15 protein-coding genes are annotated in these 12,467 nt (G+C 70.9%); 5 read left to right on the top strand and 10 right to left on the bottom strand.

What is annotated here, in order from left to right; genetic code table 11:
• Positions 1-10: 10 nt before the first annotated feature.
• From OG625_RS13490 to OG625_RS13530, 9 genes are all read right to left on the bottom strand, one after another.
• A complete protein-coding gene (locus OG625_RS13490) occupies positions 11-1,273 on the bottom strand; it encodes an MFS transporter (protein ID WP_329379738.1) in 1,263 nt (420 codons plus the stop codon).
• Positions 1,263-2,015: an SDR family oxidoreductase gene (locus OG625_RS13495; protein WP_329379741.1), complete on the bottom strand. Its 753-nt coding sequence runs from the start codon at positions 2,013-2,015 to the stop codon at positions 1,263-1,265. Before OG625_RS13495 ends, OG625_RS13490 begins: the two co-directional genes overlap by 11 nt.
• A gap of 14 nt (positions 2,016-2,029) precedes the next feature.
• Positions 2,030-2,728: an SDR family oxidoreductase gene (locus OG625_RS13500; RefSeq protein WP_329379743.1), complete on the bottom strand. Its 699-nt coding sequence runs from the start codon at positions 2,726-2,728 to the stop codon at positions 2,030-2,032.
• Positions 2,725-3,474: an HAD family hydrolase gene (locus tag OG625_RS13505; protein WP_329379746.1), complete on the bottom strand. Its 750-nt coding sequence runs from the start codon at positions 3,472-3,474 to the stop codon at positions 2,725-2,727. The genes OG625_RS13500 and OG625_RS13505 overlap by 4 nt, the downstream gene beginning before the upstream one ends.
• Positions 3,461-4,486: a hypothetical protein gene (locus OG625_RS13510; protein WP_329379748.1), complete on the bottom strand. Its 1,026-nt coding sequence runs from the start codon at positions 4,484-4,486 to the stop codon at positions 3,461-3,463. The genes OG625_RS13505 and OG625_RS13510 overlap by 14 nt, the downstream gene beginning before the upstream one ends.
• Before the next feature lie 5 nt (positions 4,487-4,491).
• Positions 4,492-4,878 carry an L-rhamnose mutarotase gene (locus tag OG625_RS13515; RefSeq protein WP_329379752.1) on the bottom strand — a complete coding sequence of 129 codons (387 nt, stop codon included), beginning with the start codon at positions 4,876-4,878 and terminating at the stop codon, positions 4,492-4,494.
• Entirely contained in the window at positions 4,875-5,792 is a 918-nt protein-coding gene (locus OG625_RS13520) for a dihydrodipicolinate synthase family protein (protein ID WP_329379755.1), read from the bottom strand. Before OG625_RS13520 ends, OG625_RS13515 begins: the two co-directional genes overlap by 4 nt.
• Before the next feature lie 48 nt (positions 5,793-5,840).
• Positions 5,841-6,944, bottom strand: a complete 1,104-nt coding sequence (locus tag OG625_RS13525) for an NAD(P)/FAD-dependent oxidoreductase (RefSeq protein WP_329379758.1) — start codon at positions 6,942-6,944, stop codon at positions 5,841-5,843.
• A gap of 385 nt (positions 6,945-7,329) precedes the next feature.
• The gene (locus tag OG625_RS13530; RefSeq protein ID WP_329379760.1) at positions 7,330-8,673 is read right to left on the bottom strand and encodes a PQQ-binding-like beta-propeller repeat protein; all 1,344 of its coding nucleotides are present in this window, start codon (positions 8,671-8,673) and stop codon (positions 7,330-7,332) included.
• Between the two features lie 62 nt (positions 8,674-8,735).
• On the opposite strand from OG625_RS13530, the gene OG625_RS13535 reads away from it, so the two are divergent.
• From OG625_RS13535 to OG625_RS13550, 4 genes are all read left to right on the top strand, one after another.
• Positions 8,736-9,059, top strand: coding sequence for a hypothetical protein (locus OG625_RS13535; RefSeq protein ID WP_329379763.1), 324 nt, complete (start codon positions 8,736-8,738; stop codon positions 9,057-9,059).
• A gap of 78 nt (positions 9,060-9,137) precedes the next feature.
• Complete coding sequence (locus tag OG625_RS13540) at positions 9,138-9,752, top strand: antibiotic biosynthesis monooxygenase (protein ID WP_329379767.1); 615 nt, start codon at positions 9,138-9,140, stop codon at positions 9,750-9,752.
• 364 nt (positions 9,753-10,116) lie between these two features.
• Positions 10,117-10,386 carry a type II toxin-antitoxin system Phd/YefM family antitoxin gene (locus tag OG625_RS13545; protein ID WP_060180502.1) on the top strand — a complete coding sequence of 90 codons (270 nt, stop codon included), beginning with the start codon at positions 10,117-10,119 and terminating at the stop codon, positions 10,384-10,386.
• Positions 10,379-10,642, top strand: a complete 264-nt coding sequence (locus OG625_RS13550; protein WP_329379773.1) for a type II toxin-antitoxin system RelE family toxin — start codon at positions 10,379-10,381, stop codon at positions 10,640-10,642. Before OG625_RS13545 ends, OG625_RS13550 begins: the two co-directional genes overlap by 8 nt.
• Before the next feature lie 83 nt (positions 10,643-10,725).
• Here the strand turns inward: OG625_RS13550 and ychF are convergent, their stop codons facing one another.
• A complete protein-coding gene (gene ychF, locus OG625_RS13555; RefSeq protein WP_329379776.1) occupies positions 10,726-11,814 on the bottom strand; it encodes a redox-regulated ATPase YchF in 1,089 nt (362 codons plus the stop codon).
• 243 nt (positions 11,815-12,057) lie between these two features.
• On the opposite strand from ychF, the gene OG625_RS13560 reads away from it, so the two are divergent.
• On the top strand, positions 12,058-12,462 hold the full coding sequence (locus OG625_RS13560; RefSeq protein ID WP_443067712.1) for a DUF6542 domain-containing protein: 405 nt from the start codon (positions 12,058-12,060) through the stop codon (positions 12,460-12,462).
• Positions 12,463-12,467: the final 5 nt, after the last annotated feature.

The following is a 12,467-nucleotide window of genomic DNA, read 5'->3' on the forward strand; positions in this document are numbered from 1 at the left end:
CTCTACCTCTCTACGTCTCTTGGGTGACGGGCTGAAGGGACGGCGCGGCCGGTGCGGCCGGCTCGGTCTCCTGCTGCGGGGCCGGTTCGGCGCGGCCCCGGCCGCGCAGGACCACCGCGGCGAACAGCGCGACCGCGGCGCCCAGGACGCCGGTGGCGGCGAAGCCGGCCACGGGGCCGGCCGCGTCGAAGGCGGCTCCGGCCACGGGGGCGCCCAGCGCGCTGCCCGCGCTGATCGCGGCCCCGTAGATGCTCATGACCGTGGCCCGGTTGCCCTTCCCGGACAGTTCGCTGGCCGCGGTCGCCGTCGCGGCGAAGACCGGCGAGTACAGGACGGCGGCGGGGATGACGGCGAGTGCCAGCAGCCACCACTCGCCGACCAGGCCCAGGGGCAGTACGGACAGGCTCAGCAGGGCGGTCGCCAGCGGTACGGGCAGACTGCGCGGCAGGGCCCCGAAGGCCAGGCCGCCGACCACCGAGCAGATGCCGGACAGGAGCAGGACGAGGCTCGTCCACTCGATCTGGCCCTCGGCGCGCAGGGTGGCCACGATCGCCACCTCGTAGCCCGCGATGATCGCGCCGGAGGCGAGGGTCGCCGCGAAGACGGCGATCAGGGGAAGGTTCAGCCGGCCGAGCCCGGAGCGCTTGGCCCCGGTGAGGTTCTCCTGCCCCTGCTGATCCTGCTGCTCCTCTTCCTTCTCGGTCTGCGGGTTGCGCACCGCCAGGGCCAGGTTGGTGCCCAGCAGGAGGGCGCCGAGCGCGAGCAGCGCGAGCTCCGTGGACACCTGGGTGGCCGCCGCCACGGCGAGCGCCGGGCCCGCCATGTACGACAGGGAGGTCAGGGTGGAGTCCAGCGCGAACGCGGTGTGCCGCTGCTCCTGCGGGACCAGCCCCGCGATGGCCAGCCGGATCACGGTGGAGCCCGGGACCAGGACGAGGCCCGACAGCAGGGCGCCGGCCACGAAGACGGGGAAGGACATCAGCGGGGCCAGGCCCCAGAACGCCCCCTGGCCGACGACCGCGACCAGCAGCATGGCGCGCAGACCGCGCCGGTCGATGAACCGCCCCTGGAACGGTGCGCCGATGGTCACTCCGGCCGTCCACGCTCCGGCGACCAGCCCCGCCTGCCCGTACCCCTGCCCGAGGCCCAGGGCCGTGTGCAGGGTCAGGACGATGGGGATCGCCACGACCGGCAGCTTGGCGAGCAGCCCGAGCAGCAGTACGGAACGGAACCCGGGTACGGCCAGCACCTGGCGGTACTTCTCAGGCCCCATCGGGCTGCCCTCCGCCGCCGGCCACCGGCTCGAAGCCGAAGGTACGGATGAAGCAGTCCCGCGGCTGATTGACGGCGAACAGGATGCAGTCGAGCAGCGACTGGGCGGTGAGCCCGGTGCCCGGACCGCGGTCGGCACCGTCCCACTCGGGGCCGAGCGGGTCCACGTTCCGGAAGTCCGGCGGGTACAGCGAGATCACCCGCACCCCCTCGGAGCGCAGCCGCTGGGACATGATGTCGGCGAAGTTCGCCTGGGCGCCCTTCGCCGCGTAGAACGCGGGGCTGGCGCTGCTGGAGTCGCTGCGGCCGGAGGCCACCAGGGAGACGATGTTGACGATGTCGGGGCGCTGCGAGGCGCGCAGCAGCGGCAGGAAGTGCTTGGTCATCAGCACCGTGCCGACGCCGGCGGAGGTGACCGTCGCCATGATCTCCTCGTCGCTGACCGACCCCAGGTCGAAGCCGTCCAGCCAGCCCGCACCGTTGTTGAGCAGGATGTCCACCCGGTCGGTGACCCGGCCCACCTGTTCGGCGAAAGCGCGTACCGACTCCGGGTCGCCGACGTCGCAGGCGAACGCGTGGACCTTGGTGTGGCCGAGGGCCAGGATCTCGTCCCGGGTCGCCTCGGCGGCCTTCAGGTTGCGGGCCGACAGGAAGACCTCCGCCCCCAGGGCGGCGAGGCGGATCGCCAGCGTCCGGCCGAAGTCGCGGGCCGCGCCCGTGACCACGACGCTCGTGTTCTTCATAGCGTTTGCGTTCCTTAGCTCAAGATGAGGGTGTCTTCCGAGCGCTCGGCGGGCAGCCGGTGGATCAGCGCGTCGGCGGCGGTCCGCGCCCACTCGTCGGGGGTGGGGTAGGTGTGGTGCTCGTCCGGGAGGCAGGTCGCGAGCATGTCGGTGTCGATGCCGCCGCCGGGGTCTGCGGCCACCACCCGTACGCCCGGCCGCAGCCGGGCCGCTTCCTCGGCGAGCGCCCGGGTGAGGCCCTCGACGGCGAACTTGCTCGCGGTGTAGGTGGCGAGCATCGCCCGGGGGTTGCGGCCCCAGCCTGAGGAGACGGTGACGAGCGCGCCGCCTTCGGCGATACGGGGGACGAAGGCGCGGGCCATCGCGTACACGCCGCCCACGTTCACCCGCATCACCGCGTCGAACTCCTCCGGGGGGACCTCCCACAGCGGCGCCGGCGCGTTGATGGCCCCCGCGTTGGCGACGACCAGGCCCGGCGCGCCGAGGTCCTCCTGGACCTGCCGCGCCCAGTCCTCGACCCGGGCGGCGTCGGTGACGTCCACCCGGTCGAATCGGTGTCCGCCGCCCAGCTCGGCCCTCAGCGCGTGGAGGGCCGCGGTGTCGCGGCCGCAGCCGGCCACCGGGTAGCCGAGCCCGGCGAAGCGCCGGGCCAGGGCCCGGCCCAGGCCCTTGGTCACGCCGGAGACCACCACCGGCAGTCTGTCGTCCGTCACGGTCGTCCTCCTGCCGTCGCCAACTCACGTACGGGGCCCCGCGGGTCGAGGTCGGTGACGAACCGCGCCGCCCGCCCGGAGCGGTCGTGCAGCACCTGCTCGGGCGGGAAGAACCCGTAGCGGGTGACCAGGACGAAGTCCGTTCCGGCCGCGTCCGCCGCCAGGACGTCCTGCCGGGAGTCGCCCACCAGCACGGCGTCCGCGGGGGCGGCGCCGCTGTACTCGAGGATCTGCCCCAGCCGGCGGGACTTGGGCTCCTCGCCGCCCAGGACCGAGTCGAAGGCGCCGAGGAGTCCGGCCGCGTCGAGCACACCGACCGCCTCGGCGGTGAGGGTGCCCGTCGCCACGTGCAGCGGGAGGCCGCGTGCGGACAGCTCGGCGATCAGCTCCCCGGCGTGCGCGCACAGCGGCGCCCGCCGGTACCGCTGCGCGAGGAGGGCGGCGTAGGCCCCGGCGTAGCGGTCGTGGAACTCCTGCGGGTCCGGCCCCGCCAGGCCGCGCCGCGCACCGGCGGCGTGGAACGCGGCGAAGTGGTCCCGGCGGGAGCGGCCGAAGGTCCGGCGGAACTCCGCCGTGAACTCCTCGACCAGCTCCGGCGGGTACTGCGCGAACACCTCGCGGACGCAGTCGACCTTCAGCTCGTTGGAGTCCACGATCACTCCGTCGAGGTCGAAGACGACGACCGGATGCCCGGCCAGTGCGTCCACCAGCCGCACTGCGTCCGCCGGCCGCTCAGACGCGGGCATGGGCCAGCGCCTCGTCGAACACGGCCGCCGAGAACCCGGAGGCCGATGCCTGCGCCAGGAAGCCGAGCGCGCTCAGCTTCTCGTCGGCCCCCAGTCCGGTGTTCTCCTCGATGCGCTGGACGTACGTGGGGTGCACGTCCCGCATGCCGGCGATGGCGTAGAGCCCGCTCGGACCCCAGCGGTACTTGTCCATCAGGGGGTGGAAGTGCCGCACGACCAGGTCCATCAGCGGCTGGAGCCGCTCCGGCCCGCCGCCGAGCACGGCGAGCAGCTGCTCGGTCCGCGTGTTGCCCGCTCCGCGCCCCATGCCGTGGACGGTGCCGTCGAGCCAGGTGGCCCCGGCCTCGGCGGCGGTCACGGTGTTGTGGAGGGCGAAGCCCTGGTTGTCGTGGGCGTGGATGCCGACGGCGGCCTGCTGTCCGTCCTGGAACCGGCGGACCAGTTCGGCCGCGCGGTGCGGGCGCAGCGAGCCCAGGGAGTCGGCGACGTAGACCGCCTCCAGCGGGCCCGCGGCGACCACGTCGGCCAGGCAGGAGGTGACTTCGTCGTCGGTGGCGAGGTCGATCTGCATCAGGTTGAGGCACACGGCGTAGCCGGCCTCGCGCAGAGAGGCGATCGCCCCGGTCACGGCCGCCACCTTGTCGTAGCGGACCGCGACGCGGACGATGTGGACCGGCAGCGACCCTGGTTCCAGCTTCCGCTTCAGCTCGCGGCCGACTTCGTCGGCGGGCAGCGCGGCGAGGTCGGTGCCGTCCACCATCACCGCGAAGCGCAGCCGGTGACCGGCGGGCAGGGCGTCCGCGAGGTTCGGGGTCAGCCCCTCGGGGAGCTGCCCGTACGGGCCGAAGCCGCCCTCCTCGAAACGGACGTACCCCAGCTCCACCACGTCGATGCCGAGTCCGGGACAGGCGGCCAGGTACTCCTCCACCAGGGCGGTGTCGAAGTTCCAGTTGGTGTAGTAACCGCCGTCGCGCAGCGTGCAGTCGAGGACCGTCAGGCCGTTGGGGTCCACGGTCGTCACTTCCCGTCGAGGTCGGGGAGGGTGTTCGTGAAGTCGACGTGGTGGATGCGCTGCATCTCGGCCCAGTTGAGCTTGGCGTCGTGGTTCTCGTGGCGGACGAGCAGGCCGCCGTCGAGGTGCATCATGTCGTCCCACGCCTGGACGGCCGGGTGCAGGTCGTTGGCGCGCAGGAAGTCGTAGGTCGGGTCGAAGTGGTCCTCGGCCTCGACGTACATGAAGAGGGTCAGCGGCTCGATGAAGAAGATCTGGAGCTTGCGGACACCGATGACGTCCAGCGCGCCGCCGGGGGCGACGATCTCCGGGATGGCCTCGCGGTGCAGGGCGATGTACTTCTCGGCTGCGGCGGCGTCCTTGAGACGGATGGTGAAGGCGTGGTTCTTCATCGGGAAATCTCCTTGGTGAGGGTGAGAAGGTTCTGATAGGTGGCGTGGACTTCGGTCCACGTCTCCTCGTCGAGAATGTGCCGGCTCGGGCCGCGCACATGGGTGTTCTTGACGATTCCGCGCTCCTTGAGGAAGCGCTTCGCAATCGCGAGGTAGTAATCGGTGCTGTTCATCATGTGGCACATGAGGTACGAGAGCTGGTGGCCGATGCGCTCGGCCTCGGCCCGTCGGCCCTCTTCGAGAAGGCGCCACAGAACGACGACGATTTCCGCGATCTCCGTGGCGGGAATAGTGCCCGCCAGGCCTCGCCGGTGGCAGTCGAGGAGCATCATTCCGCCGTCGCCCTCGAAGATGCGGGCCCGGCCGCCGGTGGCGTCGCGCAGCTCGCTGACGCGCGGCGGGGTGGGCTGCGCCTCCGGCTTGAACAGCACGCGCTCCTCGCCGTAGGTCTCCAGCAAGCGCACCTGGGCGTCGATGCTCAGAGGCGTCTTGGCCAGGCTCTTCGCGTGGTGGATGATCACCGGGAGGTCGACGGACTCGATGACCCGGCTGTAGTAGTCGACCATCCCCTCGTCGCCGAGCGGGATGGTCGCCGGGTGCATGACCAGGAGGGCGTCCACGCCGGCTTCCTGCGCGTGGCGGGAGTACGCGACGGCGGCCTCGGGGGATTCCGCGCCGGTGCTCATCACCGAGATGCCGCGGCCCTGTGCGGCCTTGGCCGAGAGTTCGGCGACGCGCAGCCGCTCGTCGTGGGTCAGGCGCAGGACCTCCGATATCTGGCCCACGACGAATCCGTCACAACCGACGTCGAACATGTGGTCCGCCTGGGCGAGGAAATCCTCCTCGTCCAGGGCCCCGGTATCCGTAAAGGGCATGAGGACGACGGGCAGAACGCCTTTTACCTGCTTTGCCATTCGCTTGGTGTCTTCCAGTTCTAGTGGGAGGTTGTCCGGCGCGGTATTTCAGTCGCCGGTTTGGACGCCGGTTTGGTCGCCGGTGACGAGGCGGGCGATTTCGCCGGCGGCCCAGGGCGCCATCTTGAAACCCCCGCCGTTGAAGCCGGTGGCGAGGAGAATTCCCGTTTCGCCGGGGACCGGGGCGACGCGCGCGGAGGGGTCCGAGGCGTAGCACTCGGCGGCGCGGAGGGTGCCGAGGGAAGCGCTCTCCGCGGCCCACCGGAAGCGGGAGCTTCCGGCGGCCACGGCCCGCCGGGTCTGGTCCGGGTCGGCGGGCAGTCCCCCTGCCCGGCCGTCCACGCGCTGCCCGGTGGGGTGGCCGAGCAGCATGCCTCCGGATTCCGCATCCGGGCGGCCGTTGACGTCGTACACGTCGTCCATGTAGGCGGGGTGGTCCTTCACCGTGCCTTCGGGCAGGCGCAGTTCGACCTGGATCGCCTGCGCCCACAGGTCGTGCGGGACCCCCCAGGAGTCGAGCAGCCGGGGGGTGTCGGCGCCCGCGGCGAGGACGACGCGCTCCGCCGCGATGACGCCGGACCGGGTGCGGATTCCCCGCAACCGGCCTCCGGTACGCAGGAGTTCCCCGGCCTCGACCCCTTCCAGGACCCGGCCGCCCTTGGCTCGTCCGGCGGCGAGGTAGGCGCGGGTGATGTCGATCGGGTCCGCGTACCCCGCCCGGGGCTCCCACACCGCGCCGTCGACGGGCGCGTTCAGCAGGTGTCCGAACCTGAGGTCCGCCTCCGTGGACTCCAGCCACTCCATGGGGGCCTCGCCGGCGGCCTCCACCACGGCCGCCCGGGCGTGCGCGAGCCAGCTCGGGTGGGGAACGTAGAGGAACCCGCTCTCGACGAAGGGGACTTCGATGCCGGTCCGGGCGGCGAAGTCCCGGAAGTACCGCCAGCCGACCGTGGCCCGCGCCGTGAGCACGGGGTCGTCGTGGTAGCAGCGCACGATGCCGCCGCTCCACGCGGTGGTCCCCAGCCCCGCCCGGCCGCGCTCGACGAGGAGCACGGAGACGCCCCGGTCGGCGAGCTCGTGGAACACGGCCGCTCCGACGACCCCGCCGCCGATCACCACCACGTCCGCCGCGGCCAGGGGAGTTTCAGTCACGGGGACCACACCTCACACCATCGACCTCGGTGACACGCATGATCGGCTCTCCCCCCGCCCCGGGCCGGAACCCGGTCGTGCTCGACAGTGCAGCAGAACGCGCGGACGCGGGCCCGACCACCACGGAAGGCCCCGCCGATGATCACCGCGTTCACGACACGAGGAACCTAAGACGGCCGCTCACACCCCGTCGAGCAGCACCGACCTGCTCCGTCAGGTCCCCGCCGTCACCGCTCCGCGGTCCGGCCGGCCGGGTACGCGGAGCCCGAGAAGCGGGGTCCGCTCCCGGCGGCCGAACATGCGGCAGGGGCCGGACTCGACAGAGTCCGACCCCTACTGACCTGCGGCGCGACCCCGCACAGCGCTCTGACCCGGTGGCCGACCGTCAGACGGGCTGGGTGGCGAAGACGAAGAAGCCTTCAGAGCTCTGAAGGATGGCGTACCCGTTCGTCGTGAACTCCGGCAGTTCCTCGATCTCTCCGGGCAGCAGCTGCTTGGTCCGGGCGTCGAGGGCGGCGGCCTTCCCGTTGTCCAGGGACGCGTAGAGCACGCCATTGCCCGGGAGGGCCCGCGGGTAGATGTTCAGCTCGTCCTTCGCCTGGCGCCAGATCTCCTGGCCGGTCTCGGGGTTCCAGGCGACGGCGCCCTTGCCGTACTGCACGACGGCGGTCTTGCCGTCGGGGGAAAGGGCGTGGCCGTCGTCATCGGTGGTGATGTTGGCGTCGACGGCCGGGCCCTCGGCGATCCGGCGCCCGGTCTTGAGCTCGATCGAGGTCAGGACCGCCTGGGTCTCGCCGTACGCGGACCACTCGAGGACGGCCTTGTCGCCGTGCAGCGACGCCAGCCGCGCGGTGGTCGCCGACTGCGGGGTGACCAGCTTGGCGATGGCCGCCGGCGGTGCGAGGTCCTTCGTGCCCCACGCCCTCTTGCCCGAACTGTTGTCGGTCACGACCAGCCACCTGGCATACGGCTGGTAGGAGATGGCCGAGTCCGTGGAGTAGCCGAGGCCGGGGCCGACCTTCTTGTCGAGCGCCATGGCCGAGATGCCGGGGTTCAGCGCCTCCCCGCCGCCGATCGGGAGGAACTTGGCCTCGCCGGCGCCCGAGCCGTCCACGACGTAGCCGGCAACGACCGGGCTCTCCATGCGGGAATCCCCGTCGAAGGTCGAGCTCCCCAGCTCCTTGCCGGACGGCGCGTACATGGTCAGCACGGTCTGCGAGGAGGCCTTCTTCAGGTCCTTCGCCGGCGTCTCCACGAGCGTACGTATCAGCAGCGCCGGCGAACCGTCCCGCCACTCGCCCACCTGCACGAGCCGCGACGCCCCGTGCTTCACCCTCCCGCTGCTGTCCATGGAGGTCTTTATGTCGAACTTCTTGCGCTCCTCGCCGCTCTTGGCGTCAAGGAGCTGGGCGGTGTAGCCATCCCCTCCCGAGTCCTTGGTGACGACGACGGCGTCCCCCAGCGCGCAGATGCCCTGCGCCGACTGCTCCGTCTTGGACGCCTCGCCCGCGCAGGTCATCCCTCCGCCACCCGGCAGGCTCCACGCCTGCTGCTTGGCCAGCCCGGGCACCGGCGCACCCGCGTAGACCGGTCCCTTCGAGGCAGCCGGTGCGGCCTCCCCGGCCTTCTGCGTCCCCCCACCGCCCTTGGCATCCGCGCCCGCCCCTTCGGAGCATCCCGCGACAAGACCCAGTGACAGTGCCATGGCGACCACTGCCGCCACACGCATGTGATTCAACTTCCCTACCCGGCTTCCCATTTACTCGATCGCGCCTTTGACGGGAAGCCTATTTGATCATCACCCGGCAACGCGGCCGACGTCCACCACCGCTCGCCCGGATCGCCGCGGCCGCCAACGGCGAGGAGGTGCCCGAACTCCTCCGTCACCTGCTCGTCCCACCCATGGACGCGCAGAGCGAAGCGACCGGCGGCGGCCCGCTGTCGGGCAACCCCGGTCCAGGAGCAGGGCCGTTCGACCGCGAGGCGGAGGTCGGGGCCGCCGATCGGCTGGTGCCGATCCGGCAGCCAGCGCGGGAAACCAAGGTCGACGCTCCCGCCCCGCTCACGCACCCAGCGACGGCCCGTCTCTTCACCCGAATGCCCCTGCCACGTTGACCCCCATCCGCCCCGGCCATCGCATGGAGTGGGGAACACGAGCCCGCGCGGGGCCACCGGAAGGCAGGAAAGGGCGCTATGTACGTTCGCAGCATCTATGCAACGGGTGATCCGGCCGAGCTCGACGGGGTCGCCGAGGCTCTCCGGACCGACGGGCGGGCGCTGCTGTCGACGCAGCCGGGCTTTCGCGGGATGGGCCTGTTCGCCGACCGCGAGCTCGGCAAGCTCCTGGTGGGATCGTGGTGGGAGGACGAGGCCTCCCGGCAGGCCAGCTACGAGAACCTGAGCAAGCGGCGGGCCGAGATGATGGCGCCCTTCGCGCAGACCGTGACGGTCGACAACTGGGAAGCGGCGGTCGCCCGGCGCGCAGAGGAACTCGGGCCGGGCGCGGGGTTCCGGCTGGTCCGCATGGACGTCGAGCCGCCCGACATCGACCTGCTGGTGGACACGTTCCGCGACACCTCACTGCCCAAGGTCCAGAAGATCCCCGGACTGGCCGGCATCTCCCTGCTCATCGACCGCGATCGAGGCAGAGCCGCTGTCGGCGCGCTCTACACCGACCGCGACGCACTCGTGGCATCCCGTGGCGCCGTCGCGGCGGTCCGCGGAGAGGCCGCGACGAAGGCCCACGTGACCACCCGCAGCTTGGAGGAATTCGAGGTGATCCTCGCCACGGCGGTCCCCCACGCCTGACCCTGCCTCCGGTTCCGCGATCGCGAGTCAGCACCAAGTCGGCATGAGCATGCAGAAGGGGTCGAACTCGACGAGTCCGACCCCTTCCTCATGCACGTTTGACCAAACCAAACACACCTGCGAAAACGCTGCGAAGGGGCCGACTTCGGGAGGAGTCGGCCCCTTCTGACCTGCATGCTTGCGCAATTGGTCCATCGGCCGGGGGCGTGGCGTCGCACACGGGGGCCCTGCGGGGCCGCAGGGCCGCAGGGCCGCAGGGCCGCGGGATCTCTGTCCCCGGAATTAGCCACCCAATCGGCGGCTCATCCAACGAGTGCACGCAAGCCAGATTGTGTACACATGGCACACTCGGTACCCTTGAGGCATGACTCAGCCGCTGCCCATAGAGTCCATCCGCGACGTACGCGCTCACTTGGCCGAAGTCGTCGAACGGGCCGACCGCGACGACGTGCCCACTGTCATCACCCGTCGCGGCAAGCAGGTCGCCGCCGTGGTGTCGATCGAGGTCCTGCGCAAGTACCAGGAGTGGGAAGAGCGCGAGATCAACCGCATCATCGACGAGCGCATGGCGAGCCCGGCCGCCGGCGTCCCGATCGAGGACGTGATGAGGGAGACACTGGCACGCAGTGAGTGACTACCGCACGGTGTTCCGGCCCGAGGCCCAGGCCGAGCTGCGCAAGATCCCGCGCGACATGGCACTTCGCATCCTGGCCAAACTGGCAGAGCTGGAGACCGACCCCTTCGGCTTCAACACCACCGCACTCGTGTCCCAGCCTGAGCGCCGCCGCCTACGAGTCGGTGACTATCGCGTCGTCTACACCATCGACAACGGCGAAGTAGTGGTGTGGGTCGTACACGTCGGACACCGCTCCACGGTCTACGACACGTAACCGCTCCAGGTTCTGCGGACTGTTGCGGACAGCACAACGGCCTGACCTGCCTTCTCGCAGGTCAGGCCGTTATTCACGTCCAATCAGACGTTGAAGCGGAACTCCACCACGTCGCCGTCCTGCATGACGTACTCCTTGCCCTCCATGCGGGCCTTGCCCTTCGCGCGGGCCTCGGCCACCGAGCCGCATTCGACCAGGTCGGCGAAGGAGATGACCTCCGCCTTGATGAAGCCGCGCTGGAAGTCGGTGTGGATGACGCCCGCCGCCTCGGGGGCGGTGGCGCCCTTCTTGATGGTCCAGGCGCGGGTTTCCTTCGGGCCTGCCGTCAGGTAGGTCTGGAGGCCCAGGGTGGTGAAGCCGACGCGGCCGAGGGTGGCCATGCCCGGCTCGTCCTGGCCGACCGACTGGAGGAGTTCGAGGGCCTCGTCGTCCTCCAGCTCGATGAGCTCCTGCTCCAGCTTCGCGTTCAGGAAGATCGCCTCGGCCGGGGCGACCAGCGCGCGCTGCTCGTCCTTGAAGGCCTCGTCCGTCAGCTCGTCCTCGTCCACGTTGAAGACGTAGAGGAAGGGCTTCGTGGTGAGCAGGTGGAGCTCGTGGAGGAGGTCGCCCCGCTCCGTGCCCTTGGTGATGCCCTTCGAGAAGAGGGTGTCGCCCGCTTCGAGGATCTTCTTCGCCTCGACGACGGCCGCGAGGACCGCGACCTTCTCCTTCTGGAGGCGGGACTCCTTCGTCAGGCGCGGCTCCGCCTTCTCGATCGACTGGAGGTCGGCGAGGATCAGCTCGGTGTTGATGGTCTCGATGTCGTCCTTCGGCGAGACCTTGCCGTCGACGTGGACGACGTTCTCGTCCTTGAAGGCGCGGATGACCTGGCAGATCGCGTCCGACTCGCGGATGTTCGCGAGGAACTTGTTGCCGAGGCCCTCGCCCTCCGAGGCGCCGCGCACGATGCCGGCGATGTCGACGAAGTCCACCGTCGCCGGGAGGACCTTCTGCGAGCCGAAGATGCCGGCGAGGACGGCCAGGCGTGCGTCCGGGACACCGACGACGCCGACGTTCGGCTCGATGGTGGCGAACGGGTAGTTGGCCGCCAGCACGTCGTTCTTGGTCAGGGCGTTGAACAGGGTCGACTTGCCGACATTCGGCAGGCCGACGATTCCGATCGTGAGCGACACGTTGGCGACTTCCCGTAGCTGGAGGGGGCGGCGGCCCGGGTGCGGGCCACCGGACAGTTTACTTTCCGATGAGTGGCCGTGGATGTACGCGTGTCCGGGACCGGATCCGACGGGTTCCCCGCCTAGTTTGGAGGGGTGGAGCAATACAGGACGCGACCGGCCCCTCACCCCCAGCGACCCGCGAGGCCCCAGCGACCCCTGCGCCCCCCGGCTCAGCGCACCCGGCCGGCCAGCGTCGCGAGCGTGGCGCGGCGGATGCCGCGGCCGCGGCTGACGGGGCTCGGCGGCGGGTTGTTCGCGTGTGCCGCGATGGTGTTGGTGGGCGGGTTCGCCTGGCTGCTCTTCGATTCGTCGCTGTTCGTGTACGGGCTGCTGTTTCCGCCCGTGGCGGCCGCCACCGCGCTGTGGGTGCGGCCCGCCGACCTGATCACCGCGCCGATCTCCGCCCCCATCGCCTTCGCCGCCGGAGTGTGGCCCGTATCGGGCGGCTCCGGCGGCTTCGGCGGGCAGCTGATGGGGCTGGTGTCCGCGCTGTCCCTGCACGCCGGCTGGCTGTACGCCGGGACGCTGGTCGCCGCCCTGATCGTGGTCGTGCGCAAGGCCGTGCTGATCGGGAGGCGGAGGGCGGCTCCCCGGCGCGTCGCCTAGGACGA

The organism is Streptomyces sp. NBC_01351 (genome assembly GCF_036237315.1).
In the GTDB taxonomy this organism is placed as follows: domain Bacteria; phylum Actinomycetota; class Actinomycetes; order Streptomycetales; family Streptomycetaceae; genus Streptomyces.

Excerpts from the sequence above, each read along its gene's own strand:
- OG625_RS13490 (WP_329379738.1), bottom strand. The coding sequence starts at position 1,273 with ATGGGGCCTGAGAAGTACCGCCAGGTGCTGGCCGTACCCGGGTTCCGT.
- OG625_RS13495 (WP_329379741.1), bottom strand. The coding sequence starts at position 2,015 with ATGAAGAACACGAGCGTCGTGGTCACGGGCGCGGCCCGCGACTTCGGC.
- OG625_RS13505 (WP_329379746.1), bottom strand. The coding sequence starts at position 3,474 with ATGCCCGCGTCTGAGCGGCCGGCGGACGCAGTGCGGCTGGTGGACGCA.
- OG625_RS13515 (WP_329379752.1), bottom strand. The coding sequence starts at position 4,878 with ATGAAGAACCACGCCTTCACCATCCGTCTCAAGGACGCCGCCGCAGCC.
- OG625_RS13520 (WP_329379755.1), bottom strand. The coding sequence starts at position 5,792 with ATGGCAAAGCAGGTAAAAGGCGTTCTGCCCGTCGTCCTCATGCCCTTT.
- OG625_RS13530 (WP_329379760.1), bottom strand. The coding sequence starts at position 8,673 with ATGCGTGTGGCGGCAGTGGTCGCCATGGCACTGTCACTGGGTCTTGTC.
- OG625_RS13540 (WP_329379767.1), top strand. The coding sequence starts at position 9,138 with ATGTACGTTCGCAGCATCTATGCAACGGGTGATCCGGCCGAGCTCGAC.
- OG625_RS13545 (WP_060180502.1), top strand. The coding sequence starts at position 10,117 with ATGACTCAGCCGCTGCCCATAGAGTCCATCCGCGACGTACGCGCTCAC.